The sequence below is a fragment of the Streptomyces sp. NPDC048644 genome, assembly GCF_043199105.1.
In the GTDB taxonomy this organism is placed as follows: domain Bacteria; phylum Actinomycetota; class Actinomycetes; order Streptomycetales; family Streptomycetaceae; genus Streptomyces.
On sequence record NZ_JBICVO010000023.1, the window covers coordinates 50,964 to 75,806 of the forward strand.

Below are 24,843 nucleotides of genomic sequence, written 5' to 3' on the forward strand. Positions count from 1 at the left end.
CCGGGCTCCTCTCGGCCGCTGCGGGCGGGCGGTGGTGGTCAGCTGGGCAGTTCGAGGCGCGCGGTCGCGGCGGTGAATTCCGAGGGGGGCGGCGTGCCGGCGGGGCCGTAGTGACGCGCGAAGGCGGCCGCGGCGGCGAGGAGCGTCAGGACGTCGGTGACCGTGCGGGCGGGATGCTGGTCCCAGGTCTCGTAATAGGCGGTGGGTGCGCCGGTCCGGGCCCGGATCAACGCCTCGCGCAGGATCGACAGGCCCCGCTCGCGCTGCTCCGCCAGGTCTTCGCGGACGGTTAGGGCTGCGCGGCGGGCGGGCTCGGTGCGCTGCTTGTGCGCGACGAGGTGTGCGATTCGGCCGCCGTCGGTGCAGCAGCGGCGGGTGCGGCTGGACGGGGCGCAGGCTACGCAGCCCTTGGTGTGGGCCTCGTACAGCTTGCGCGCGGCCCGCGCGTCCAGGAGCGGCGCCAGGATCTGGGTGACGGCCGGCGCTACGGCGACCTTTGGTTTGCGCACGACGCGGTTCGAGCGGCGGCCCCCGGTTTCAGCTGCCCCCTCTGCCAAGTGCCGCAGCCAGGCTTCGTACTTCACGTCGACGCTGACGCGGCGGTTGCTGCCCGAGCAGCGGATCGCCTCATCCTCGCGGGCGGTGCCGGCGTGGTGAGCGCCTCCCGGGCGCTGACCTTCTTGGTACGGGTCCGGCTTTTCCGGTACCGGGCGGTGGGCTCAAGGGTCGGGACAGGCATACGGCGCTCCTTGTGTACGGAGTCGGCAGAGGGAGTGCGTCGCGGTGCTCTCTCCGCCCGTCAGGCGCACGGAATTCGGCGTCCTGATGGACGGACAGCGCATCTGCGCTGCGTGCAGATCTGTCGAGGAACCCGGAGGATTTGGTGGAGCTATCGACCCCGGCCACCCGTGAGGGCAGACGACCTACTGCGGTGGTGCTTTCGTGCGGGAGCGGATTGGGTCCGGCTCCCTCATCCGGCGCCGCCACGGGGGCAGTTCCGGGTGGGGGAGCCGGGTCCGGGGTGGACCCGGCCGGCAGCGGTCAGGCCGCGAACGGCAAAGCCTCTCCGGCGTCCGGTGCTTCGTCGGCGTCCGCGAATCGAGCGGTCGACGCGACGCCGAGCGCCATGCGGATCACCGCGCAGGTGGGCGGGGAGGGGCAGGGACGGTGGTCGAGGATGTACGTGAAGATATATCTGACGCAACGGCTAGATTTAGCGCGCTAAATCGCCGCTGATCGAAATCATAGGGCGTACCCCTCCCGGCGTCAAACCGCCTTGAACGCGTAAGGTTTAATGAGGTAAACAGGACCCCGGAAGGGAGGCACGACATGGAGCAAGAAGGTCAGCTCCCGCTGGAGGAGCCACTCAATGAGACTTTCGACGCCACCTTGTCTCGTCTCAAGGAGTTGCCCGATCCCCTGGAACGGGCAAAGGTTGCGCATGCCCTCGCCGGCCGGGCCCAGGACTACGGCAGTGAGTTCCAGGTTGTTCGTAACGAAGCGATGAACGAGACATTGCGCGTGGGCCAGATCAGCAACACCCAACTGGCGAGCGAGCTCGGTATCAGCAAGGGGCGGGTCAGCCAGCTCGCCAAGGGGGCGCCGCCCGAGCGTCTGTTTCTCGGCTCAGGCAAGGTTGTTGTGGCCCTCGCGGAGAAGCTCGAAGACGGCAAGCTGCAGGATGGCCGGGACAAGCCCGTCAAAGGGCCTGTGATCGCGACCGAGGATGTCCAGACCTACGAGCGGCTGCGTGAGCTAGCCGAAGAGGTCGGCTTGGATGTGTCTTTCGAGCGGATCCCCCTTGGAGGCAACGTCCGCCTCAACCGGACCAACCTGGTCGTGATCTGCGGCCCGCGGCTGTCGCCTTTGATCGAGCAGATCCTTGAGGGCGACCCCCATCTGCAGTTCGGAAGGGACGACGAGGGCTGGCACCTCGTCGACCGGAACACCGGGGATGTCTATCGCTCGCCCATGGACCGAGGTGAGAACGCGGACATCGCTTATTTCGGTCGGCTGCCGCGGCCAGATGGCCAGGGGACCTTCCTTTACGTCGCAGGGATCCATGCACGCGGCTCTGGTGGCGTCGTCCACTGGCTCAACAGCGAACTGGCAAACGTGCATCGCGAACTCAAAGCCAAGCGGTTCTCGACCCTTATCTCCAGTCGGTTCGACCCAGAGACCCTTGAGATCACCGAAAGCGAGCGCATCACACCCTTCTACCGCCCGGGAGGGGCCTAACATGCAGGTAGCTACAGCATCGGCTCAAGGGGTGGGCGCTGCCAACGAAGACACGGTCTTCGTCAGCCCTACTGGTGTCGTGGTGCTCGACGGGCTGTCCGCCCCAAAGGATCTACCGATGGGCTGCGTCCACGGCACTCCTTGGTTCGTACGGCAGCTCGGCACGCATCTGATCAACTTGATTGGCGACAACGCCAACCCTCTGATCGAAGCACTACGCACTGCCATCGCCCAGGTCAACGACCTACATCGGGACACCTGTGCCTTGGAGCAGGAGGCCGTCCCGGCCTCAACGGTCGTGATGATTCGGGAGAGGGGAGATGCCCTCGACTACCTGGTGCTGTCCGACAACGTGCTGCTGCTGGACCTCGGCGACGAAGGTGTCCAGACCATCGCCGACAAACGAGTTGAAGAGGTCGCCGGCGAGGAAATGCACGCCGCCCTCCAGGGCCCGACAGGCACTCCTGACCATGCAGCTCGAGTTTCCGCGCTCGTTTCAGTCCAACGGCGTCTGCGTAATCGCCCTGGTGGCTATTGGGTTGCATCGACCGATCCGTCCGCCGCCGATGAGGCGATCACGGGGTCCGTGGGCATTGCCGAGGTCCGGCAGGCCGCGTTGATGACGGACGGCGCGAGCCGACTCGTTGATAGCTTCGGTGCTCTGACCTGGAGACAGCTACTCGATCTCCTGCGCACAGAAGGGCCAGCTGCTCTCATCAGCCGTACCCGTGATGCTGAGCACGCCGACCCGGTTGGCGAACGGTGGCCGCGGTTTAAGCAGTCCGATGACGCGACCGCCGCGTATGTGCGCCTCGACCTGCTCGTTCGTCCGGCCGATAGCTAAGCAGGAGCCAGGCTCGGCACATTCGCCACACGTTCGACCGGCACTACTCCGACATGATCGCTCCGCGCCACAAGAGTGAGCGGCGCCTCGAAGTGGCCCCGCAGCGATCCGGCCTCTGATGACCGCCGTGCAATCGGGTCATCAGATTTCGACACGACACAGCAGAGGGTGGAGGGGGCAGGAGTGAACCGGGTAGGCTGCGCGGTACGCCAGATGACCAATCAGGTACTGACGGCCACTCAAACTCAAAATGGAGCGGCCCCGCTCCCCCGGCTGGTAACCGGGATCAAGGCGGGGCCGTTGCCGGGGGCAAACCCGGCCATCGCCAACCACAACAAAGGAAAGGCCAGCGACATGGCTCAGAGTACCCGGACATCCGGGCTTACAGACAGTGGGACTCCAGTCGGCGCCGTGAAGATCACACCGGCGCCGCAGAGCGGAGACCCTGTCACCACTACCCACGGCACCCAGTGACCACCGTCGGTGAGGGCACCCTCGCCGAGGTCACGTCGACCGCAGCCAGCATGTCAACGCGACGCGGGAGCTGGATCTCGCCGTGCCCGCCGATGGCGAGGCGTTGAAGAGCCCGTACGAGTTCCCGGCCGAGCAGCAGAGGCTCCGTGCCCCCACAGACCACCCGCACGCTACCGGCGCGGGTCATGCCCCTGCGGACGATGAGGATCAGATGACGTAGCCCTACCTGCGGGAGGTCCTGCCCCCTTCGGGGGCTTCCTCTGCCGCTGGCCGCTGGTGTTGGCGCACCGTGCGCGGCCTTCTGCAACGGCCCGGTTTGGCGACCGGGCTAAGGCTCGAGTCGATCCGGTTTGGCGACCGGCTCGACTTGAGCGAATTGCTCTCCACGAGCGCCCCACCAAGGCGGGGCTTTTGCGTACCCGCGAAAGGACGCGTCCCCATCATGCAGCACCAGGCTGCCCTCTGTCAGCTCACCCATGCCGCAATGCTGCGGAATGAGCGGTTTTTGCCGTCGTGCCGGTCGGTTTTCGCCGCCGCCACCTGCCACTCCGTCGATGCGGTCCCGGCCCCGGAAGCGGTCCCCGCGCCGATGGGGCAGCAGTCTCTGGCCGACGCCCCGTCCCGTCTGACGGGCGCCTCCATCAAGATCCTTGCCCGTCCCACGGGAGCGCTCGCCTTCGCAGAATCTGTCCACAGGGCATCCGCGTCAGGGTGCCGCATGGAGATTTTTCCGGCGCCTGTCACATCTGCCCACGCGGCCATCCCCTCTCTATACGTGCCCTCTCCTGATGCCGCTGTCCGCCGTCCCGTCGAGCCCGTACTGGCCGCCTCCATCGGGGGGCAGCTGTGAGCGGACGCGCGGCGGTCGCGAAGAGACCTGCCGAGGCCGAGCTGGTCCCGGTGTGGGAGGGCGGAGATCCGTTCACTCACACCGACGTGATGCGGGTCCGGCTGCGGGACTCGGTTCGCGCGCTGTTGGAGCAGCCGGGCCTGGTCGGCGCTCCGGATCCGGTGCGGATGGCGGCTGTCGTACTTGCCGCGAAGGCGCGGTCCTCCGAGTTGACCACCCACCTGAAAGCGCGGGAATTGGGCCGCTGGCTGGGTGTCAACTCGTCCATCGTGAGCCGCGTGGTGCGTCCGCACTTGGTCGGGGAGGCGGTGGCTCGTACCCGGGATGCGGTGGTGCCGGGGACCAAGGTCGTTGTCGGTATTGACTGGCTGCTGCTGCCGTTGTGGGAAGCCCGACACCACCACCCTCGTACTCACCCGCTCCGGTTGGCGAAGCCCGAATTCGCAGTGTTGCTGCGGTTGTTGGAGGCGGTGTGCGCTCCGGGCTGGAGCCACGCGGACGGTACGCGGACGCTTCCAGGGCTCCTGGGGCGGCGGACCGGGCAGGGCGCGGCGACGGACCGGCTCGCGCTGCTCCTGCTCGTGTTGGAAGCGCGTTCGACGGGTGTAGTGCGGCTGTGCGGTGGCGCGGTGGACCGCTACGGGCGGGCGGTGGCGACGTTGGCGCGGCTGCTGAGTTGCACCACGGTGGCCGCGGCGACGGTGCTGTCCCGGCTGGAGACGGCGGGGGTGGTGGAGGTGCGTCAGATGGCGGGCGGTCGTGAGCAGTTGCTGGTGCCGGCCGTGGTGGAGGCATACCGGGAGATGCGTCGTGTGCAGCGTGCCGAGGGCCGTCCGGGAGGGCTGGTCCCGAGGCAGCGACGGGGTCGGAACTCTGCAGGGCGGGACCAAGATCCCGAAATTCCGGTAAAGCCGCAGGTCAGCTTGGGTGGATCGGCGTCGGATGCGGGTGGTGACTGTGCAGGACTTCACGCTTACCACTCACCTGTAGCCACGGGGGTTGATGAAGGTGCGGGGAGTGGTTGCTTTTCCGGCCAAGGCCGTACCGGGACCGGTGTGATGCCGGTACGTGCATGTACACGCGAGGACCAGGCCGCCGCTGAAGACGCCACCGCTGTCGGCTCGACGAAGCAGATGCCCGAGGACGGCCCGCTACGCGGGGAAATGCCGATGGAACCCCCGGCCGATGAGTTCGAAGGGCGAGGAGCTGGTGTTGCTGCCGGTGCCCGACCGAAGGCCGTAGTGGGTGAGAAGACGCAGCAGCAGCGCGGGGTGGCCTTGCCCCGAGATCTTCGACTGCGGGTCGCTCTGGCGCCGGTCTCCGGTCTGTGGGCGCAGCTCAGTGGCGGTCAGCAGCAGCTCGTCGGCCGCGCCGCCGGGAAAGAGCTGGCGTTGCTGGGCGGCCTGGCCGGACCGGAGTCCGCACCGCGGCTGCTCGCCGACCGTCTCAAGGCCCGCCTGAAGGAGGTTGGCGGCGAGGCCCTCGTACGGGACACGGCGGGCTGGCTGCTAGGCCGCGCCCTGGTCCAGCGACGCGCCTGCTCCGATCAGCGGTGCGATGACGGGATCCAGGTCGACACCGGCGGCGACTGCCCGACCTGCGGCAACGTGATCCACATCCGGCGCGCACAGCGGGCCCGGCTGGCGGCTGAGGTCGACGCGGAGCTGCCCGGCGTCGGTGAGACCGAGCGGCGGGAAGTCCTCGAGGACCGGCTGCGCCGGCAAGCCGCGAGGGAGGCTGAAGACCTGATGTGCCGCCGCCAGCAGGCCGAGGCCGAGCAGGCCCGCCGGGCAGCTGCCCGCGCCGAGGCGGGCGCCCAGGCCGAGCGGGAGCGCGCTGCCGCCGAGGCGGCCGAAGCCGCTCGCCGGGCCCAGCCGTGCGCGGACTGCGGCGCGCAGCGGTCGGGAGGCCTGTGCGAGGCGTGCGGCTACCAGCGTCGTACCGAGGACCTCGTTACGCAGACCGCGCTGGTGGCGGCCTCGTGGGCGGCCGACCTCACCGACCGGGCCGACATCGCCGCCGTCACCACGCACGTCCGCGCCGACCTGGAGGACGAGATGGCCATGGCCTGCCAGCGGTTCATGGAGCTGATGGACCCGGACGAGCTGCACGTCGATGCGGCGGCCACCGCGTCTGCGGTGGCGTTCGCCCGGCTCCAGGCCGCCGAGCAGGCCGCCGCTGAGTACCGCAGCAGCGCGCTGGCGAAGCTGGCCCGCAGTCCGGAGTCCGAGACCGAGGCGAAGCATGCCTCCGCCACCGAGAAGGGGCGACGCCTGCACCGCCGCAACCCCGACGGCCCGATCGCGACCGCGGCCGCCGAGAAGGCCGCCCATGTCGCCCGGGAGCGAACCGCCCAGCACCTGCTGGCCACGCGCCTGGAACAGCTGCGAGGCATGGAGGGCGGCCACACCGATGAGGCCGCCCCCGAACGCTGGCCGGACCGCCTGCACAAGCTCGTACCCCGCGCCGTCGGCAATACCGCTCGCGAGGTGATCGCGTGAGCCGCAACTCAGCCGAGCCGCGGGCCGGCGGCCCAGCAGTCCGCTCGATGGCGAATGGGAACTCACGCGGAGGTCAGTCTGAGGCAGTGCCGCGCTGCCATTTCCTGTGGGTGGCAGCCCGGCGCTCGGCTTTCGGCGCACATTTGAAACACAGCCATCCTTCACCAACCGTTTCCACGGTCCCGTTGTGACAGCGTTCGCCGGCACAGTTGGTTCGCTCTGGACCGAAGGCGGCATCGAGGAACCCAGTGCGGGGGAGCTGAAGAGGCAACAGGTCGACCGGTCGCTGGTGGACGATGTGTGCCTCGTGGCGCAACACGTTGAAGTGGATCTACTCCGGCGCTTCCGCATCGGGCGCGGAGCTGTTCCAGTGAGCGAAGCAGCGCTGCTTGACCCACCGCTCGAGCGAGTCGTAGTCAAGAACGTTCAGGACCCAGACCCACATGGTGCTGCCGGCTGCGAGTACCTGCTGTCCGGCCCGCCCCGGTACCGGCGGGATGTCGATCTCTTCCCAGGCCCCCTCGGGTGAGTCCTCGGCGCGCACCGCCATGGAGCACCGGTCGGTGCCGGCGCGTGCAACACAACGCAGGTCCTGGATCGTTGTGGGGGCGAGCCAAAGGCGGGTGGAGTGACGGGCGATATGACGCTCTGCCCCTTCCGCGACGGTGATGTGCTGTTCGGCCACCTCATCTTCGTCGAGGGTCTTGGACTCGCGCGGTACGAACGTCTTCGCGTCGATCGCCATGCGGGTGCGTACCGCCAGAGTGCGGCGGACGCTGTCCAACTCCTCGTCGCCGTCAGTGTGTTCTGCCATAGGGCAGACAGTCGGGTGCGGTAACCGGCAGGTTCCCCTGCTGGCAGCGTCCTTGTAGGCGACGCCATTGTCGACGTGCCAGCGATGACGCGGAGGGATCTTCGCGGCGGGGAGCGCCATGGGGACCATGGGAATCCTGCCGCCGTCGAACCGGTCGAAGTACTCCATTTTATGTCCGCAGTAGACACACTGATCCTGGGCGTTTCTCCGCAGCGTTTTCGAAGCGCTGGAACTCCACACGCGCATGTTGTGGGGCTTCCAGGCGTCCTGTCGACTTCCGTCCCAGTTAAACCCTTTCCCATCATTCATGGGCCCACATCTAGACCTGCCACGAGAAAGGGCAGGGAAGGTTCGCATGGATTTAACCCGGGAGAAGGGCCGAAACGTCAACCCTTTAGCGGAATTCACGCAAACGGGTGACATCGCGAAAACATGTAGGCCAGGTGGATCCGAGCGCCCCCTCGCCGCCCCGGCGCCACCCGCGAAGGACCTGCGAACGGGAGCCTGCATCAAGGGCTTCCGGGATGCTCAGCATTACTGGGGCTCCGACTGCCCGCATCACCGCTTTCCGCCGTACGGCTACCGTGCATTCACACTGGACTGGCCAGACCGGGAATGCGTCATGGACAACTTCGAAAATGAAGACATCGCCGCTATGCGAAAGGATGGAGACTTATCCGCATTCATGCGGTCGAGAATCACCGGAAAGGCCAACGTCCCCTCCCCGGCAAAAGCCTGCACCGACGGCGCATACCACGATCCCGCTCATAAACCTGGTGCGTGGCCAACTCCAGAGCCCCTCGGCCCGCACTACCAACGCGGCGCGGGCGAAAGAGAATTGTGCGACTGCAGCCAATGCATCGCTCTCGCACAGCACGTAGAGTCTGACACCTGCGGATGTGTTGCCTGCTCCTATCGCCGTGAAACCAGTCAATAGCCACGACCGGCCCCGCACCGGCGGTCGTCCCCCGCAGCGGCCGAGAACCGCAACCCGCCGTGGACGACCCGGCATCGGCGGCGCCGATCCTCGAGGCCGCTCCCGGAGCGACTCGCCACTGCGACATCGCCGAGCTCAACGCCGATCGACGGCCGCCCATGCCGCCTTGCGCTCCGCATGCGGGCGCCGTCGCGGCGTGCGATACCCGGCGGAGCGACGGCACGGCACACCCGCCGGCACCTCGCACTCCGGACAGCCAATGCCCGAGACGACCGCCTCACGGCTGGCCGAAGCCCGCACCGCAACCGACGGGACCACGGCAGGTTCGCCCGCCTCTTCAGGCACCCCCGGCAGCAGGGGGCGCGGGCGGGCCGCGAGCATCGCCCAGGCGCTGCGCGCGGCGCCCGCGGCCAAGCAGGTCTCCGTATGCGCGACCCGCGCGTCCGCCGCCGTCGACCAGACCGGCAGGCGCGCTGCGACGCCGTCCTCGTCGACCTCCCACCGCAGCGCTGGAGGGATCATCCGGGCCGGGAGGACTGCCGCATCCAGCACCACCCATCCGCGCTCGCGCAGCGGATACTGCTGAACGAGCCCCTGGCAGTCGCGGCAGCGCGCCGAGCGTCCGCGCTCAGCCGGCCAGTGCCCCGCTCGCGGAGCCGGGCGGTCCACGGGCGCCACAACCGAGGCCGACAAGAGCTGCTGACGTGCCGATACGGGCCGTGCAGGGCCCGAACGGCCAGGAATCGCATTCACGTGGTCTGTCCCTCCGAACCCTGCACGTCAGCCGACAGGCCTGCGCGGCGTACGTCTGCGGCGAACCCGGTACGTGGCAGCGCCGCGGGCCGACCCCGTTCACCGGCGGCCGCACACCGCAGTACACACCGCCGACGCCCTCACCGCCTGCCGCACTGCACCTGGCCTCCTTTCACCAACTGGCTGTCCCTCATCCCGAATGAGGGGCGCAGGAAGCCACCGTGGACACGGCCGAACGTTCGGCTACCGCTGCCCTGGGTCCGGGCTGACGCTGAAGGAGGCCGGTGCGCTCGACCGCGGTGTCGGCCCTTCCTGCCAGCCGTCCACGGGGGACTCGAGCGCGTCGATCATCCACCAGCTGAACAGGCCGGCCGCAACCAGCATGATCCCCACCAGCACAGTGCACGTCAGCACTACCCTTTTGCGTTTCTCCACACCATTTCCTGATCCGGGATCCGCAGCACCGGCTGTCTAACCGACCTGCCGTGTCGCGCTGCGCCCCTTGACATCGAAGTCCTTGGCCATGCCGACCATGTTGAGCCGTGCCAGGTCCGCTTGCTCAAAGTTCAGCGGCCCCTTGTCGAGGTCTCGCCGGTGTTCACTGGGGACTCCCCAGTCATACCGCTTGCGTACCTCGACCTGATAGCTGATGTGGTCGCCCTGCTTGTGGCCGACGGTCCGGTACTCGAAATGGTTCAGCGCGTAGTACCAGTTCAGGCTCTTGTCGCCCTCGGAGATGTTGGGGCTGCTGCTCTGCCACGAACTCTGGAACGTTCCGTCCGGCAGCTTCTTCACGCCGGTCAGGGTGGTGTCCACGTCCCGGCGGAAGGCCGGCATGTCGTCGAGCATGCGGTTCGCGTCGACCTCAACCGGTTCGCCGTTCCCCTCGACGTAGTGCTTCAGCAGCGCGGCGGCATCGTCCCACCCTTTTGCGTTCAGGTAGCCGCGGACGAGGCCGAGCTGGGCCTCGTTCCAGCCGTCGCCCATACCGGCGTCGTCGCGGTCGACGCGGTCTCTGTTCTCGGTGCGGAAGGTGTCCTCCGTACCGAAGATGACCTTCAGCCCACGCTCCAGGCTGCCATCGATCTCGGTTGCCGCGCGCAGCACGTCCTTGAGCTTGTCCTCGATCTGCTTGGCCTGGGCGGTCCGTTCCTGATCCGCCCGCTGTTCCTCGGGGGAGAGAGGGCCTGGTGCGCGCATCACGGCCCAGGTAACGGTTCCGTCCGGGCGGACGGTGAAGCCGTGGCCGATCGCTTCTTGATGCAGCTCGGTCGCCCGACGTTGGTGGCTGCTGAGGCTTCCGTAGCCGTCGCCGGTTCCGTCCACGACATCGTCGAGGAACTTCTGGACGGCCTCGGCCTCTTTGGCAACGGCTTCGATATCAAGGTGGATCCCGGCGCACGTGCGGGATGCTTCCGTCGCGTCGTCGCCGCTCCAGTGCTGCCCGGATTTCAGTGGTTTGGTGACAGCGTCCTCGTAGCCCTCATCGGCCTGTCGCAGGCGTGAGGCAATCCATTTCCAGTCGGACGCCGCTTCACGGAATTTCCCGAGGTCCAGGCTCATCAGCGCGGTCATGTCGACCATTTCTCCGCCTATCCGAAGAGGTTGTGCCAGGTCTCGGTGATGATGTTCTCGTTGCCGTCGTGGTCGCTGGCGTTGAACCGGATGTTCTCGGCGGCTTCGGACAGCTCGTCGCGGACCACTTTGTTGAGGGTCTCCCATCGGGACGACATCTCGTCCACGCTGCCGGTGAAACTCCATCCCGGCGCCGCGCTCTTGAGCGTGCTCACCGCGCCGTCGGCGCTTCCGAGGAGTTTGCGTACGGCGTCCGCTGTAGCGTCGATGTCGTCAGCACAATGACGCATCCAGCCTGTGTCAGCTTCCATTCCCACCCCGTGTAAGTCGGTCATTCCTTGAGCGACGGTACTCAGGCGGCCGCTCGTCGACCCGAGCGTTGCGTCAGATCCAGCCACGTCGCGGCCGTCTGGTCTTACTGATCCGGTCGGCCCCGTACACGGTGATCGTGTCGGCGATCTGCTCGTCCGGGCAGTACATCGCCACCGCCACGGCCTTCGAACAGGCCAGAACCCGCGCGCTGGCCGAGCTGGAGGAGAAGGAGCGCCGCTAGGAGGCGCGACGCCGCCGCAGAGAAGCCGAGTACCGGGCCCGGAAGGCAGCCGAGCCGCGCACCCCACCGTGCCGTCGGCTGACCGTCCCGCAGCAAGGCCAGCGGCCCGTCGTCCGGGCGGAACCAACCTGGGAAGTCGACCTGCCGGACAGGGAGCGCGAGCGCTTCCACGACGCCGCTCTGGCGCTGGCCCGCATCGAGTTCGGCGAACCCGCCGAACTGCGGCACACCGACGGCGACCGCCGTTGGGCCCTGGGTCTGCGCCTGTACGTACGCGACCGGCCGTACGCCGTCCTGCGCCCGCGCCCCCAGTTCGTTGACCGGGGCCTGTTGAGGGGCATGTACGTCTTCGTGCGCAACCGCGACGAGCTGCGAATCCTGAGCCGTAACGCTCCCAACGGCACCCACATCATCGTCCTGGCCGAACCGTCACCACCCGAGAACTACTGACTAACAAGCCGGGCGGATTGCCTGGGACGACCGATGGGCAACACCACGGCCGTTCCGGTGTCGACGACCGGCCACACCACGATCAAGGGGCACCCCGGTGCCATCGGCGCCGCCGCCGACCTCCGTGCCGCCTTCGAAGCCGGCGCCCCGCTCACCCTGGACGCGGCCCGTACGCCGGGGAGCGGGTCTTCCTCGGGCACACCCGCCAGTTCTGGGGCGACGACACCGTCACCACCGAGACCTGCGGCCTCGACCGCGAACTCGGTGAAGGTTCCCGGTTCCCCGGCGTCCCGCCCGCCGTCTACCTGATCGACCTCACCCGCCTGGACGAGGCCCCTCAGCCCACCGAGGCGCCGAGTTCCGACCTCCCGGTGACGTCGAGGGCGGGCCCGCTCACTGCGTCACTCTGTGGCCGGCACAACGAAGGAAGCAGACCGACAGGTCCGCGAGTTCAGCGGTAGGGGTGGCCATCTTCCGTGACGACCAGCGTGGAGAGGGCCACGTCCCGCGTCTCGGTCTTCGTCTTTCCGGCGTTCGCCAGAACGGCACGCTGGCTTTCGTAAGGCAGATCGGCGAAGCCTCTGGCCTCGGCACACAGGCGGGACCAGGGCACGGTCTTGCCCAGCCGGGCCGCATGTTCGAGGACATCGCGTACCGCAGCGGTCACGTCCGGGACCGTGTTCCGGCGGTTGGCCGGCTTCGTTTGTCGTTTCGGCTGCGGCGCAAGCGCGGCAGCCGGTGACGGTGTCTGTGAAGTCCGGGCTGCGGGCGTGGATGTGGGGCGGGCCGCTTCGGCCTTCCACCGGGCGACCGCGGTGCGTTGTTCGCCGGTCAGGTAGGGCATGGCCGGGTCGGCCGTCCACGACAGGCGCCGCACCAGGCGCCGCATCTGCTTGCCGGTGTGCTTCGCGCGGCCGCGCTCCAGCTCGTTCAGCAGCTTTTGTACCGCTTCGGACGAAGTGCGTCTGCGTACCGGGGCGGGGACTGCTGAGGAACAGGCCGGGCGCGTCGTTTCTCGCGCGGTGCAGGCGCGATGGCGGGGGCTCCGACACCGCGCTCCAGGCGCAGCAGCGCGTCGGCGGCCTGACGGAGAAGGTGATTTTCTTCGAGGCTGGCGCCGTTGGCGGTGGCGGCTTCGGCCTTGGCCAGGCAGCGTCGCAGCTTCGTGATGTTGCTGCCGTCGGCGAGGGCAGCCCGCATCTGGCTGAACGCCTCCACGCGGTCGGGGACCGCTTCGGGGACAGCAACGGGGCGGGACGGCGGCGTGGACGGATGGGGTTGGTGGCCTGTGGTGCTGCCGAGGGGGCGGTGGGCGCTGCGAAGCTGGCGTACCTCCTGGACTGCCGGGGTCGACAGGCCGAAGGGAGCCATCTCGCATTCGCTGAGCTCAAACCAGTCGGTGCCGGTATAGCGCTGAGTGCCGATCTGCACACGGCGTGCCGTGCCTGCGCTCTCACAACGGATGCGGTGCACATAGCCCCGCTCGGTCAGCAGCGGCGTGTGGTGGGCGACACCGGGGCCCAGCAACGCTTCGGGGGCAGCGGCCGCCGGAGCGCCATTGGCACCGTGGTCAAGGAGCACACGCAGGGGCTTGCGCGCGTGCAGGCGGAAGTGGATCTCTCCGCCCAGTCGGCTACGGCCGTCCTCGCCGTTGCCGATCCGGCCCTGCGCGGAGATCTCCTGCTCGGCCAGCCATTGCAGCAGGGCGGCCTTGATGTAGAGGTGGTCGGCGCTGGCCACGTCCGAGGAACGCCTGGTGCACCGGCGGTTGGGCTCGTCGGGATGGGGGAGGTGGGCGAAGTGGCAGGCGCGGTCGACGTACAGCTTGGTTGTCAACCGGCCTCCGCAGCCCCCGAGCCACACACCACACCAGAACGTGTCCTGCCGGTGAAACTGACGGAAGACATCAACCTCGATCGCCTCCATCGGCAATGAGACCGGCACCTCGGACTCAGCCTCACCGATCACGGCGGTCTGAACCCGCCGCACATCCCTGCCCACACAACCCCCACACGCCATCTGCTCGCGTATCCAGCCCTCAAGGTCAGCACCCGCGAGGCGACCGCGCCGCACCAACCGCCGGCCGCCGAGTGCTCGCCCCGACAGCCAATCAAGTTCAGAGAGCCTGTTGATCCGCCATACCCAGTCCTCGCCTGACGTACTGCTGTATACCTGGCACGGCACAATCGAAGCAGTCGGCCCGGAGCACCAAGCCGTCCTGCGGCTGCTACCGACCGGCCCCCGGACCCCACCCCCCCCACACCCGCCGCTCCGGCACAGGGTGTGCCCCGCCGGAGGCATGCCGCCGCGCGTTCCTCAAGGCCCGTCCGGTGCCGGACGGTGCGCCAGCCCGCCGCGAGGACCTCCCGGACGCCATACCGAAGCGGCGTCGTGCAGGCGGCAGCGTGCGGACGCGCCGGGCGGGCAGAAGGCGGTGCCGAGTCAGCGCCGGGCCGCGTAACGGCACGGCTACCGAGGCCACGTAACGAACAGGACGAAGCCGGTCACAGTGGCAAGGGTGAGCAGTGCCGGCTTACGCGTGCGGCCCGGTCCGGCGGTGACCGCGACCAGGGCGAAGCAGAACACGTTCATCACTACCAGGAGGCCGGCCACCCCGGTCAGGTACGGAGGCGCCCCTACGAATTCGCAGGTCCAGGTGGCCACGTGGCCCAACACCGCGCCAGTTGCCACGGTCGGCACCGCGCAGATGATGCGGGTGGTCCATTTCGTGGTGGGGTTGTTGCTGTCGACATCGCGGAGCAGGCGGCCCCACAGCTGAAGAGAGCGGCGGTAAAGCCAGGAAGTCACCCGCCCAGTTTGCCCGAACTACCGCGCCGGGAACTGCGGTTCACGGGAGAAGACGGCCGGGGCGGACAGACCTCGGTCGGCGCCGCCCTTGCGCGATGCCGGTGTACCGCCCGCCGCCGCAGTCCGTGCCGCGCGGCGGCGGGCGGTACAAGAGCTGCGGCGAGCACCCGCGCAGGTTCCCTCATACGGGCGGTCCTGCCAGGCTGCCCGTCGCGCTGGACGCTGCCGACGGCCATGGGGGCGTACTTCTTGAGCTGTGCACCACGACTACGACGTCATGCTCATGGAAGGGTTCGCCGAGGTCTTCGGGGACCACACCGATCAGTGGCCGGCAAGCGCCGCCCTGTCGGTCCCGTACCTGGATATCGTCTTCCGCTGCCTGGAGAGCGAGTACGAGGACGACGACGAGGTGGAGGAGTTCCTGCGGCGCGCCGCCGCAGCCCACCGAGCCGAGGGCGCTCGGCTTTTCCCGGCTCTGAACTTCGCTACCCGTCTCGCTGCCAGCCTGCCGCCTTGGTGGTCCGAGGATTCAGCCCGCTCGGAAAGGCGGTACTCGGCGTGGGAGGCTATGACGGCCGTCCACCGGATCGTTGAGCGCGACGGGCAAGGCGACTTCGGACGCTGCATCACAGCCGCCCTCACCACCTACGAGATCGTCCTGGAAGGGCGTCGGCGCGCCAACACGGAGGCGTTCACCGCCCGGATGCGCGCCCTCAGGGCGAGCCGTACCTCCCAAGCAGCTTCCAGCTCCTGAGTCAGCCGCATCCGTACGGTCTGGTGCGGCGGGTAGTCGTGTGGGAGGTAGCGCCAGGGGGATGCCGGTGCGGTCGACGTACAGGATCGCGTCGAGCAGGTCACGCAGGTCGTGCTCGGGTGGGCGGCCGAAGGCGAGGGCGCGTCGGGTGCGGGCCTGTCGCCAGGCGGTCAGGGTGGGCTCCACCAAGGCCCAGCGGGCGTCGGACAGGTCGCTCGGATACGGTCGACGTTCCGTCATGATGTCTGCGTACCGCTGATTTTCCGGCCTGCCCAGAGACCGCGTCTGCTGACGGGCAAATGCCGTTCAGCGTGGCCTCTTGGGATGAGACAGGAGGAAGAGCACAGTTCCTGCGGCATCTCATGGGCAAGCGACGCTTTTGCCACCACCGCCACCCTGGTCACGTCGGACGAGCCCGGACTGCAGCCGGAAAACCTCCAGCAATCGCTATCTTCAAGGACAAAACACCCAGTTAGCCCGACCCGCACGAGTAGCGGCCGGAAGGTGACGGTGGGCATCCCCGGAGATGCCATGAGCAAGCACAGCTTTACTGGCGGCGGGCAGCAGGGCGGGAAGCGGACCGGAGTGGCCTCGGCCCGGTCGGTCGCCCCGGGTAGGGGAGACTTCCACGGTGACGACCCTTCCCGCCCCACCGCCCCGCGACCGCGCCCTGGGGCGCGGCGTGTCCACCCTCATCCCGCAGCCCCCACCAGTGTCACCGGCGGACCGGGCCACCGCCGCGCTCGCGGCGATCGAGACCGTCCCAGTCCACGTCGGCGTCCTCCAAGCCGCCGCCGCACTCCTGGAAAAAACCGCACGCACCAGCGAAGACGAGACGGCCAAGGCGGCGGTCGCCACCACAATCTGGCTGCTGCACGCCGCGATGAGCCAGGCCGGCGAACCCCACAACGGTGACCGCACAGCCAGTGACCATGATGCGCCGTGCGTCGGACGCGCCGGGTACGGGTACGTACCCGTACCCTTGAGGGATGGGAAGGAGCGCGATGATGTCTGATGCCAATGTCCGTATCCCGGAGGAGGCCAAGGACCGGCTGGCTGCGATTGCGGCTGCGGAGGGTCTGTCGCTGCGCGCGTACCTGGCCCGTCTGGCTGAGACGATGCTGACGCCGGCCGAGCGCGCCGAGCAGGCGGAGCAGGCCCGCGCGGCGTTGGAGAAGTGGAACGGCTACGCGCCGACGGAGGGCGAGCAGCGGGACCTCGACAGTGAGCTGGACCGGCGTCTGGCCCAGGTGACCGGGCGGTGAGCGAGGCGGTTCACATCGTGCTGGACGAGACGGCGATGGTCGCCGCCGGGCAGGGCAACGTCCTGGCCTCCCGTCTCATCCACCGGGCCCACGCCGAGCCCGGCTGGTACCTCTACGCCCCCGCCTGCGCGTTGATCGAAGCCGGCCGTGCCCGGCCGGGGACGGCCGAGCACCTGGCGGCGCTGCCGGGCCTTACCGTCCTCGACCTGGACCTGCCCGCCGCACTGGCCGTGGCCCGCCATGAAACGTGGGCGCCCGCCCACAGCCGGCACGCAGCCCAGCCGACACCGGACCGGCCTGCGGGAGCCATCGTCGCCACCACCGCCCCCAAGCGCTGGGAAGGCGAACCCGTCCGCGTCCTGAACCTCACCCCCTGACTTCCGGGCCTGCTGCCGATCCGGGTTCTCCATCCGGCGGCCCTTGAGGCAGCGCAGGCCGCCCTGGCGGTTGCTCCCCGGACCGATCGAGAATCGCAACGCCGCTGCTGGGTACCCCGGGTACCCAGCTGGCGATCTCCCTTCGGGGCGATCGAGAATCGCAACGTCATCCGGAAGAGCGGCACGCTTCCGTCGGCGGCCCTGGCGGTCGTCGTTCGCAGTGATCGAGATTCGCAACGGCGCCGCCGCCCTCTCGCAGTACGGCGAGGACGTCCTGCATGTCGTCGTTTGCGGCAGCGGAGAATCGCAACGGCCTTTCCTGCAACGCACTCGTGAGTGCGGGGCGGGCCAGCGGCCGCCCTCCCGGGCGACCGAGGATGGCAACTGGACCGGCTCTGGCACTGCCGGGGCCGCGCCGTTGCTGGCGGTCGTCCTCCCTCTGCTGTCTTGGCCGGGAAGGTATTCGCTGAGGTGCCGGTGGGTGCATACTCGGGTGTATGGCAGACACCAGCATGAAGGTTGACCTGGCTACGCGGGACCGGTTCGCGGCGCTTGCCGCGGCGCGTGGGCAAAGTGTGCGTGCTTACCTCGCCGAGCTGGCCGTGGCGGAGGAAAACCAGCTCGCCCTGGGCAGAGCGACCGCCGCGTTCCGCAGCGCCGTCGCGCAACCGGGCATCGCCGAGGCGTTCGACCGCGAATTCGGCGGTCTGCCGGTACCTGTACGCAGTGCTGGCCGGGCAGCCTGATCTTGGAGCTGACCATTGACGTCCGATGGCTCCTCGACCGCCAGGAGGAGCTGCTCGACAAGGACCTCGGCGTCCTGGACTACTCCGGTCTCGTGGCCGCGGTGGCCCGACACCGTGTCAACACCCCGCACCTTGAAGTCAGCGAGCCCGACGCGTACTGGCGGGCAGCCGCGCTCCTGGAACAGATCGTGCTGACCCGCCCGCTGCCGGCCCGGAACGAGTACTTCGGCTACGGGGTAGCGGTCGCCTACATCCAGGCATCCGGACAGGCCGTGGACACCACGTTCGAACCCTGGCGCGACCTCATCACGGACATCCGCGCACTCCGGCTGACCGTGTACGACATCGCCGACCGACTGCGATCGATGCACCCATCGGGATAACGACCCATGTGCAATCCAGCCCCATCCAGCCACAACAACACCGATGGGCCGGGTTTCGGCACGACCGAGAATCGCAACGCCGCGATCGGACTGGCCGCGACCGGCGAATACCACCCGGCGTTCGCCCTCCCGGGCGGCCGAGGATCGCAACTCGTCGTGCGGTGCGGCGCGGTGCTCCTCGACCAGCTGGCGGTCGTCGTTCGCGGCGGCCGAGAATCACAACTACGCCGAGGACGAGGACGGCGACCTCTTCGAGGTCTGGAGACCGTCCTCCGGGGCGGTCGTGAATCGCAACTTCATCCGCGGTCGGCTCGCCGGTCCCGGCGCCATGCTGGCGATCACCCTTCGGGGCGATCGGGAGATTTCAACCAGGCGGCGGTCGACGGCCGTTGAGCATTCTGGGCCGCTACCGGCGTCCCCGCCGTGCTCGCACTTCGGAACCTCTGGTGGACACGCGACACGCGGATCGCACCGAAGCAAGACCTCCGCATTTGCCCGATACTTCCTCGCCGGAGCAGGTGATGAAGCGCTACGCTAGGTCATTAGCCCTGTTCAAACGGGCTGGCGATCGCCCTCCAGGGCGATCGAGAATCGCAACATCCTGCTCTCGCTCTACCGGCTCGCCACCGGCCGCGCTGGCGATCGCCCTCCAGGGCGATCGAGAATCGCAACCTCTTCGGGGCCTTCCTCACGGTCCTTGCCCCGGCCTGGCGATCGCCCTCCAGGGCGATCGAGAATCGCAACGTCAAGGCATGTGCCCGCTCCAACCGGACGCCCCACCTGGCGATCGCCCTCCAGGGCGATCGAGAATCGCAACGCATCGGGCAATAGCCTCTTGAATGTCGGGGGCAACTGGCGATCGCCCTCCAGGGCGATCGAGAATCGCAACCTGGACTCCACCGCGTAATGGAGCAGGGCCTCCGGGGCTGGCGATCGCCCTCCAGGGCGATCGAGAATCGCAACCCGTCAGGTGGAGGGGCCCGAACAGGGAGCGCTGGACCTGGCGATCGCCCTCCAGGCGATCGAGAATCGCAACACCAACCGGCAGAGCCAGTGGAACCTCGTCGCCACCGCTGGCGATCGCCCTCCAGGGCGATCGAGAATCGCAACGCCGACGGCAACGTGGTGCTGGCCCGCAAGCTCGGCTGGCAGTCGTCCTTCGGGACGGCTGAGAATCGCAACGACGGCCGCTGCGGCTCCGAGGGCAGCTGGCCGGTGCTGGCGATCGCCCTTCGGGACGATCGAGAATCGCAACCTCACCCTCCACGGCCTGCTGGTCGCCGCGATCGGCATCTGGCGATCGCACTTCGAGAGGTTCGAGAATCGCAACCGCTACAGCTCGACCGCGTACTGGCTGGCTTCCCGGGCTAGCGGTCGTCCTCAGGGGCGGCCGAGAATCGCAACGACTTCCCGAACCGACAAGGCGGAGTCCTCACGCTCAACTGGCGATCGCCCTCCGAGGCGATCGCGAATCGCAACTGGCACTCCGTCATCCTCTTCAGCAGCAACGAGCCGCTGGCGGTCGCCCTTCGGGGTGGTCGAGAATCATGCAAGAAGCGCGGCCTCGGGCGCGCTTGGCACGTGGCTCGGCAACCCGTGGCTATTCGCCGCCGCCACGCTCACTGTTGTCGGCGCGGTGCTGTGGTGGAGCAGGCGGCGTTGGCGCAAGGCGTGCTGCCCGCCACGGTCCGGCTCCTGGTACGACGGCCGCGCCCGCGCCCCGAACGCCCGTTGACGGCTGGACGAGGAAGGTGGGCCTGTGCAGGTTCGGGTCGAAGTACAGCCGTCAGGGCCTTCGGAAGACCTGTGTCGGCCGCCAGGGCTCGGGAGCCGGAGGGAGTGCGCTGAACCGTGGCAGGTCCACCGCTTCTGCCCGGCGGGCGGTGTCGTCCGGGCTGATCTCCTGTGCTGCTGCGGTGTAGTCCGCGGCGATGCCGGCGGGAGTCCACTGCTGCCCGTCCCACTCCACCACGCCCCGGGGAGCGTCCGGGTTGACGTGCGCGCCGTGTGGGGCACCGCTGTCCAGAGGAATCGCTTTCCGCTCGCCGGTTGGGGGTCTGCGTGCTTCCCGGCGGGCTGCCCACTCCTCCAGGGGTTCGCCGTCGGTGGGGTCGTGGTCTTCCATGTCTGTCTCCTCCTGCCTGCGGCGGAATCCCCTCAGTGTGGCGGGTTGGGCCGTCGGCGTCAGCTACAGGGTTGCGGTCCATCCGCCTCGGGTGAGGGTGGTCGTGCCGTCCGGGGTGATGCTCACCCGTGCCCCGTAGACGGGGAGTTCGCCGTGTTCGAGCCAGCGCCACCGGATCTCGTCGAGCACGTCCCACAGACGGCGCGGTCCCCCCCTGGTGCACGGTTGCTGTGCGTTCGCCGGGCTTGGTGTGGGCCCGGGACCAGGAACCGCCGGCGTGCAGCATCCACACCGTCTTGCCGCCGTCGTCGTCGAGTTGCATGCGGTGTTCGATCGCGGGGACGGTGATCGACAGCATCGACCACACCTCCCACGCCTGCATGACGTTCAGGGTCGGGAAGGGGGATTCGGTGATGCTGTCGCCGTCCCGGTCGCGGACGGCGGTGAACAGGTCGTTGAGCATCGGGGGGTAGTCGTCGCCGGTCCGGGTGGCCATGAACGCGGCCCGGTCCCATTCGATCCGTCCGACCGCGCCGCCGTCGTCGGTCTTGTCTGCCGTGAGGATCAGGCCGGTTGCGGTGATCGTGGTCACCAGGCGTCCGCCGGGCCGGAGGGCGGCGAGCCAGCCGGAGGGGATTCTCGGCACCGACACCATGGACACGATGCGGTCGAAGTCGCCCGGCAGCTCGCCGTCGGCGTTCGCGGTGACGACCTGTGGATGGAGCCCGATGCTGCCGAACGCATGCCGTCACTGTCGCGCTCTACCGCGCACCGCATCATCACCCGGCAGACGATGCCCCGCAGTCAAAGCGTCCTCGAGGCGTTCCTCGCCGGATGCGGTGTCCCCGAGTCCCACTGGGCGCCCTGGCGTGCCGCTTGGTCGAAAGCTTGGCACCGCCGCGAGGCCGAGCGCGACAAGGCGCAGGGGCCGACCCTCGCCGAGCGTGAGGCGGCGCTCGCCCGCCCGGCCGGGCGCCTCCAGCGCAACAGGGCCGTCAGTATGCTCGTCGAGGCGGGATTCCGTCCCGTGGAGGAATACAGGGGCTTTGGCTGCCTTGGACCTGCCGGTGCGCGCAGTGCGGTGCGACGCAACGCGTGCGGCTGGTCTCCGTCATCGACCATTCATACCGGTGCGTCGCCAGCGGGTGTGAGTCCCCTGTGATGATCGAAGCACGAAACGCTCTTCTGGAAGAACCGATCGGACCCCAAGTTCTCCGCCACTCCGCTCCGGCCTCCCGAGCCCGGAGCGGAGCTGTCGGATCCGCCCGGAAAAGAGCTGCCGGGCGGATCCTGTGCCGTCCGCGCCCTCCGTCGGAAGAAGTTCCGGTCAACCGCCCACCGGCGTTGGCGTTCCCTATCACCCCGTGAAGTGGTGCAACAGCCAGGTCAGCCCGGAGACGGCGCAGCCGCCTGCCGCCACTGCACCGCCACGGACAAACGCGAACAGCGCCACCCGGGCGACCGCACGGAATCGGGACTGCTGCTTGTCGGCCTTTGCCACGAGAGCTCCTCCAGAGCCACCGCCGGTCCCCCGGCACAGGAACCCCTCGGCCCCGCCCTTCCAGCCTCAAGCCCGCCCCGCACCGCAGAGCACAAGTCGACCCGAACTGACCGCAGTTGAAGGAAAGAGGCGGCATGCTGTGGACTGCCAACAACTATCAACCACTGTCAACCAGGGACCATCCGTATGCCGATCGACGTGCCCGACACCTGCGACGTTCCTGAGGGGCCGCACCGCCAGCTGCTCCTCGCCCTCCACCAGCTCTACCGCGACGCAGGCCGGCCCGGCATCAAGCGCACGAGCGACACCATCAAGAAACGCACCGACCTGCCGGACACCATCAGCCACCAGGGGATCAGCAAGATCCTGCACGGCACCGTGGTCCCACAGCACTGGCAGAAACTCGAATCCCTGGTGCGCCAGTACCTGACCTGGAGCGTCGACCAGCCGCACCCCGACACCGCCGCCGACACGGTCCGCAAGATCCTCGACCTGTGGCACGAGGCCACCGAGCAAAGGACCCGCAAGGCGCCTGTGCCCGAAGAAGGCGGACGCCAGGCGCTGGAGCCTTCCGAAGAAGCCCTCACCTTCCTCTCCGCCGGCGTTCGCAAGGTCGAGGATGCCGATGTCATTGAGGGCATCGTCGAACTCATGTCGATCAACCCCAGCGACAGCATCCGCATGCTGGCTCAGTTCGGCGCCATCTACAACGCCGCGTACGAGACCCCCCACCTCGCACACCTCATCACCGAGATCCAGCGCTACCCCACCGACGCATGGCACGGCCACGACCCGTTCGCGGCGCTCCTGCGCGGCACGACGACCCGCCACGAATACGGCATCCATCTGATCAAGCTGCTATACCAGCAGAACAACGCCGCCGGCGTCCGGGCGTACCTGAAGGCATTCGCCCTGCGCACCAACCCGTTCCACGCCGCGGCATTCGTAGTCGCCCTCGCGGCCCGCGGCCTGGACATCGCCATCGATGAGTTCCTCAGGGCCATCGCGCTGCACACGCCTCGCCCCCTCGCGGCTCTGACCCCCGCGGACCTCAAGAAGCTCGGCCGCCGGCGGGAAGCACGGACGCTGGCCGGACTCCTCTCAACGCATACGCCCCTCTTGACCGGCACCGCGGCCAAGAGGGCGCCGCTGTTCAGCGGCAGCGGCAGCGGCTACACCCTGGTGTTGTAGCTGACCCCAATGTGGTTGTGCTGCGCGGTCTTGACTGTCAGTGCTCCTTGAGATGCTCTGCGCACACCCGATCCGGGTGAGGCGAGAGGAGTGTCCGGTGCTGGACGACGACCTGCTGGTGGTCGGATTCGACCTGGAGGCGCAGCGCGAGGTCCATGTCGGCGACCGGCCGCTGGAGCAGTGGCGGGCGCTCGGCTACGGGCGGCGGGAGAGCGTGGGCGGATGGAGCAGTGGACCGAGGAACGCAACCGGCGCGCGGACCTCCACGTCGTCCTCGGCGACGGTGCCCGCCTGGCGCTGGAGGCCCAGCGCGAGCTGATCACCGACGAGCTGTGGCAGGTCCGCCACTGCGACTACGCCGACGCCCACGTGCGCGACGTGTGGTTCATGCGCCCCGACACCCGCATCCCGCACGTCCTGTTCGCCGAGGGCACCCCGGCTTGGACGCTCTACCACCGCGACGAAACCGCCGAGGCCCGCCTCGGGGAGCCCCACCCGCGCGGCCCGCAGTGGCGGACCACGGACCTTCGCCTGTTCGGCCTGCACCACCCTCCATGCGGAAGCGACCCGGTCGTCCGCGAACGCTTCGCCCTCACAGACCTCGGACTGGACGCCCAGGGCGTGACGTTCCCGCCCGCGATGACGGCGCGCCTGGTCGAACGGAGCGCCCGTATCCAGCAGGACGCGGACCAGGCCCGGAACCAGTACGAACAGGCCGTGCGGTCGCGGATGCCCGACCCGCGACCGGCCCGGCGACCCTGGAAGCCCACCCCGCTCCCGCCGGTGCGGCCGGTTCCCCGGGCACCTGGCGACCGTGAGCTTGGAACCGGGCGACGGTCAGAGGCCATTGAGCGTCCAGGGCCACTGCCGGAGCCACCGCCGCGGCCGTACTTCGGAACCTCAGGTGGACACGCGACACGCGGATCGCACCGAAGCAAGACCTCCACTTTTGCCCGTTGCGTCCTCGCCAGAGCAAGAGATAAGGCGCTACGCTACGTCATTAGCCCTGATCAACTGGGCTGGCGATCGCCCTTCGGGATGATCGAGAATCGCAACCCATGACTGCCGCCATCATCGCCGTGCTCGGCACCCTCCTGGTGATCGCCCTTCGGGACGATCGAGAATCGCAACCGTGGGGGCTGGGCGTCGAGCCAGAGTTGCTCGGCCCTGGCGGTCACCCTTCGGGACGACCGAGAACCGCAACATCCCTGATGGCGTCCAGTACGTCCTCAGGCAGGGCGCTGGCAGTCGTCCTTCGGGACGGCTGAGAATCGGGCTGGCGCGCCCGTCGGCGGCCTCGCGTGCTGGCGACCGTCCTCCGAGGCGGTCGAGAATCGCAACATCAGCATCACGGAACAGAACGCTCAGGTGTACCGGGCTGGCGATCGCCCTCCGGGGCGATCGAGAAGCGCAACCAGAGCATCGACGCCGAGATCAGCTGGCTGCGCGAGCACTGGCGGTCGTCCTCCGGGGCGGTCGAGAGTCGCAACCTTGGCGCGGGCGGGGGCCGGTCGGCCATCGCGCCGCTGGCAGCCGTCCTCGACGAGGGTGGCTGAGAGTCGCAGCGATCGTCGTGTGGGTTTGTCATCTGGGGGCTTTTCAGGTCTCGACTAGGGCGTGTTTGAGATATTGATCAAGTCTGTGAAACGGTCTTGATATGGCTCGTGGAGATCTGACGGACGAACAATGGGCCCGACTGGAGGT

At 68.5% G+C, this 24,843-nt stretch carries 25 protein-coding genes, 1 pseudogene and 1 CRISPR repeat array; of the genes and pseudogenes, 13 read left to right on the forward strand and 13 right to left on the reverse strand.

Annotated features, from left to right (window positions below):
* Positions 1-38: 38 nt before the first annotated feature.
* A complete protein-coding gene (locus tag ACGFNI_RS33345) occupies positions 39-509 on the reverse strand; it encodes a hypothetical protein (RefSeq protein ID WP_393689111.1) in 471 nt (156 codons plus the stop codon).
* Positions 510-1,329: 820 nt separating this feature from the next.
* Between ACGFNI_RS33345 and ACGFNI_RS33350 the strand changes: the two genes are divergently transcribed.
* From ACGFNI_RS33350 to ACGFNI_RS33360, 3 genes are all read left to right on the forward strand, one after another.
* On the forward strand, positions 1,330-2,238 hold the full coding sequence (locus ACGFNI_RS33350) for a sigma-70 family RNA polymerase sigma factor (protein ID WP_393689113.1): 909 nt from the start codon (positions 1,330-1,332) through the stop codon (positions 2,236-2,238).
* A 1-nt stretch (position 2,239) separates the two neighbouring features.
* Positions 2,240-3,082 carry a hypothetical protein gene (locus ACGFNI_RS33355; RefSeq protein WP_393689115.1) on the forward strand — a complete coding sequence of 281 codons (843 nt, stop codon included), beginning with the start codon at positions 2,240-2,242 and terminating at the stop codon, positions 3,080-3,082.
* A 1,320-nt stretch (positions 3,083-4,402) separates the two neighbouring features.
* Positions 4,403-6,907 (forward strand): hypothetical protein, encoded by a 2,505-nt coding sequence (locus ACGFNI_RS33360; protein WP_393689117.1) that lies wholly within the window; start codon positions 4,403-4,405, stop codon positions 6,905-6,907.
* A 331-nt stretch (positions 6,908-7,238) separates the two neighbouring features.
* Here ACGFNI_RS33360 and ACGFNI_RS33365 read toward each other — a convergent pair whose 3' ends face one another.
* The 8 genes from ACGFNI_RS33365 to ACGFNI_RS33400 all read right to left on the reverse strand — a co-directional run bounded on the left by ACGFNI_RS33365 (position 7,239) and on the right by ACGFNI_RS33400 (position 14,797).
* Positions 7,239-8,231: a DUF6083 domain-containing protein gene (locus tag ACGFNI_RS33365; protein ID WP_393689119.1), complete on the reverse strand. Its 993-nt coding sequence runs from the start codon at positions 8,229-8,231 to the stop codon at positions 7,239-7,241.
* Between the two features lie 562 nt (positions 8,232-8,793).
* Complete coding sequence (locus ACGFNI_RS33370; protein ID WP_393689121.1) at positions 8,794-9,411, reverse strand: DUF6083 domain-containing protein; 618 nt, start codon at positions 9,409-9,411, stop codon at positions 8,794-8,796.
* Positions 9,412-9,654: 243 nt separating this feature from the next.
* Positions 9,655-9,795, reverse strand: a complete 141-nt coding sequence (locus ACGFNI_RS33375) for a hypothetical protein (protein ID WP_393689123.1) — start codon at positions 9,793-9,795, stop codon at positions 9,655-9,657.
* Between the two features lie 87 nt (positions 9,796-9,882).
* Positions 9,883-10,995 carry a hypothetical protein gene (locus ACGFNI_RS33380; RefSeq protein WP_393689124.1) on the reverse strand — a complete coding sequence of 371 codons (1,113 nt, stop codon included), beginning with the start codon at positions 10,993-10,995 and terminating at the stop codon, positions 9,883-9,885.
* 8 nt (positions 10,996-11,003) lie between these two features.
* Complete coding sequence (locus ACGFNI_RS33385; RefSeq protein ID WP_393689126.1) at positions 11,004-11,276, reverse strand: hypothetical protein; 273 nt, start codon at positions 11,274-11,276, stop codon at positions 11,004-11,006.
* Positions 11,277-12,440: 1,164 nt separating this feature from the next.
* A complete protein-coding gene (locus ACGFNI_RS33390) occupies positions 12,441-12,878 on the reverse strand; it encodes a hypothetical protein (RefSeq protein WP_393689128.1) in 438 nt (145 codons plus the stop codon).
* 41 nt (positions 12,879-12,919) lie between these two features.
* Positions 12,920-14,290: a competence protein CoiA family protein gene (locus ACGFNI_RS33395; RefSeq protein WP_393689130.1), complete on the reverse strand. Its 1,371-nt coding sequence runs from the start codon at positions 14,288-14,290 to the stop codon at positions 12,920-12,922.
* A 168-nt stretch (positions 14,291-14,458) separates the two neighbouring features.
* On the reverse strand, positions 14,459-14,797 hold the full coding sequence (locus ACGFNI_RS33400) for a hypothetical protein (protein ID WP_393689132.1): 339 nt from the start codon (positions 14,795-14,797) through the stop codon (positions 14,459-14,461).
* A gap of 256 nt (positions 14,798-15,053) precedes the next feature.
* Between ACGFNI_RS33400 and ACGFNI_RS33405 the strand changes: the two genes are divergently transcribed.
* Entirely contained in the window at positions 15,054-15,551 is a 498-nt protein-coding gene (locus ACGFNI_RS33405; RefSeq protein WP_393689161.1) for a hypothetical protein, read from the forward strand.
* Between the two features lie 14 nt (positions 15,552-15,565).
* Here the strand turns inward: ACGFNI_RS33405 and ACGFNI_RS33410 are convergent.
* Positions 15,566-15,791: pseudogene (locus ACGFNI_RS33410) on the reverse strand (transposase); the annotation flags it as partial.
* A gap of 391 nt (positions 15,792-16,182) precedes the next feature.
* Between ACGFNI_RS33410 and ACGFNI_RS33415 the strand changes: the two are divergent.
* The 5 genes from ACGFNI_RS33415 (at position 16,183) to ACGFNI_RS33435 (ending at position 18,322) form a co-directional block, all read left to right on the forward strand.
* Complete coding sequence (locus ACGFNI_RS33415; protein ID WP_393689133.1) at positions 16,183-16,566, forward strand: hypothetical protein; 384 nt, start codon at positions 16,183-16,185, stop codon at positions 16,564-16,566.
* Complete coding sequence (locus ACGFNI_RS33420) at positions 16,559-16,816, forward strand: hypothetical protein (protein WP_393689135.1); 258 nt, start codon at positions 16,559-16,561, stop codon at positions 16,814-16,816. Before ACGFNI_RS33415 ends, ACGFNI_RS33420 begins: the two co-directional genes overlap by 8 nt.
* The gene (locus ACGFNI_RS33425) at positions 16,813-17,193 is read left to right on the forward strand and encodes a hypothetical protein (RefSeq protein WP_393689137.1); all 381 of its coding nucleotides are present in this window, start codon (positions 16,813-16,815) and stop codon (positions 17,191-17,193) included. Before ACGFNI_RS33420 ends, ACGFNI_RS33425 begins: the two co-directional genes overlap by 4 nt.
* A 497-nt stretch (positions 17,194-17,690) precedes the next feature.
* Positions 17,691-17,939, forward strand: coding sequence for an antitoxin MazE7 (locus ACGFNI_RS33430; protein WP_393689138.1), 249 nt, complete (start codon positions 17,691-17,693; stop codon positions 17,937-17,939).
* 2 nt (positions 17,940-17,941) lie between these two features.
* A complete protein-coding gene (locus ACGFNI_RS33435) occupies positions 17,942-18,322 on the forward strand; it encodes a toxin Doc (RefSeq protein WP_393689140.1) in 381 nt (126 codons plus the stop codon).
* A gap of 561 nt (positions 18,323-18,883) precedes the next feature.
* Positions 18,884-19,874: direct repeats of the CRISPR family, unit length 37 nt; unit sequence CTGGCGATCGCCCTCCAGGGCGATCGAGAATCGCAAC.
* A 234-nt stretch (positions 19,875-20,108) separates the two neighbouring features.
* On the opposite strand, the gene ACGFNI_RS33440 is transcribed toward ACGFNI_RS33435, so the two are convergent.
* Together ACGFNI_RS33440 and ACGFNI_RS33445 are read right to left on the reverse strand one after the other, a co-directional pair.
* Positions 20,109-20,447, reverse strand: coding sequence for a DUF6087 family protein (locus ACGFNI_RS33440; RefSeq protein WP_393689142.1), 339 nt, complete (start codon positions 20,445-20,447; stop codon positions 20,109-20,111).
* 63 nt (positions 20,448-20,510) lie between these two features.
* The gene (locus ACGFNI_RS33445; RefSeq protein ID WP_393689143.1) at positions 20,511-20,636 is read right to left on the reverse strand and encodes a hypothetical protein; all 126 of its coding nucleotides are present in this window, start codon (positions 20,634-20,636) and stop codon (positions 20,511-20,513) included.
* A gap of 88 nt (positions 20,637-20,724) precedes the next feature.
* Between ACGFNI_RS33445 and ACGFNI_RS33450 the strand changes: the two genes are divergently transcribed.
* Positions 20,725-21,609, forward strand: coding sequence for a hypothetical protein (locus tag ACGFNI_RS33450; protein WP_393689145.1), 885 nt, complete (start codon positions 20,725-20,727; stop codon positions 21,607-21,609).
* 195 nt (positions 21,610-21,804) lie between these two features.
* Here the strand turns inward: ACGFNI_RS33450 and ACGFNI_RS33455 are convergent, their stop codons facing one another.
* The gene (locus tag ACGFNI_RS33455; RefSeq protein ID WP_393689147.1) at positions 21,805-21,948 is read right to left on the reverse strand and encodes a hypothetical protein; all 144 of its coding nucleotides are present in this window, start codon (positions 21,946-21,948) and stop codon (positions 21,805-21,807) included.
* A 186-nt stretch (positions 21,949-22,134) separates the two neighbouring features.
* Between ACGFNI_RS33455 and ACGFNI_RS33460 the strand changes: the two genes are divergently transcribed.
* The 3 genes from ACGFNI_RS33460 to ACGFNI_RS33470 all read left to right on the forward strand — a co-directional run bounded on the left by ACGFNI_RS33460 (position 22,135) and on the right by ACGFNI_RS33470 (position 24,201).
* Positions 22,135-23,139 carry a hypothetical protein gene (locus tag ACGFNI_RS33460; protein WP_393689149.1) on the forward strand — a complete coding sequence of 335 codons (1,005 nt, stop codon included), beginning with the start codon at positions 22,135-22,137 and terminating at the stop codon, positions 23,137-23,139.
* A gap of 97 nt (positions 23,140-23,236) precedes the next feature.
* Positions 23,237-23,458, forward strand: a complete 222-nt coding sequence (locus tag ACGFNI_RS33465) for a hypothetical protein (RefSeq protein ID WP_393689150.1) — start codon at positions 23,237-23,239, stop codon at positions 23,456-23,458.
* Positions 23,362-24,201, forward strand: a complete 840-nt coding sequence (locus ACGFNI_RS33470; protein ID WP_393689152.1) for a hypothetical protein — start codon at positions 23,362-23,364, stop codon at positions 24,199-24,201. Before ACGFNI_RS33465 ends, ACGFNI_RS33470 begins: the two co-directional genes overlap by 97 nt.
* The last annotated feature ends 642 nt before the right edge of the window (positions 24,202-24,843 follow it).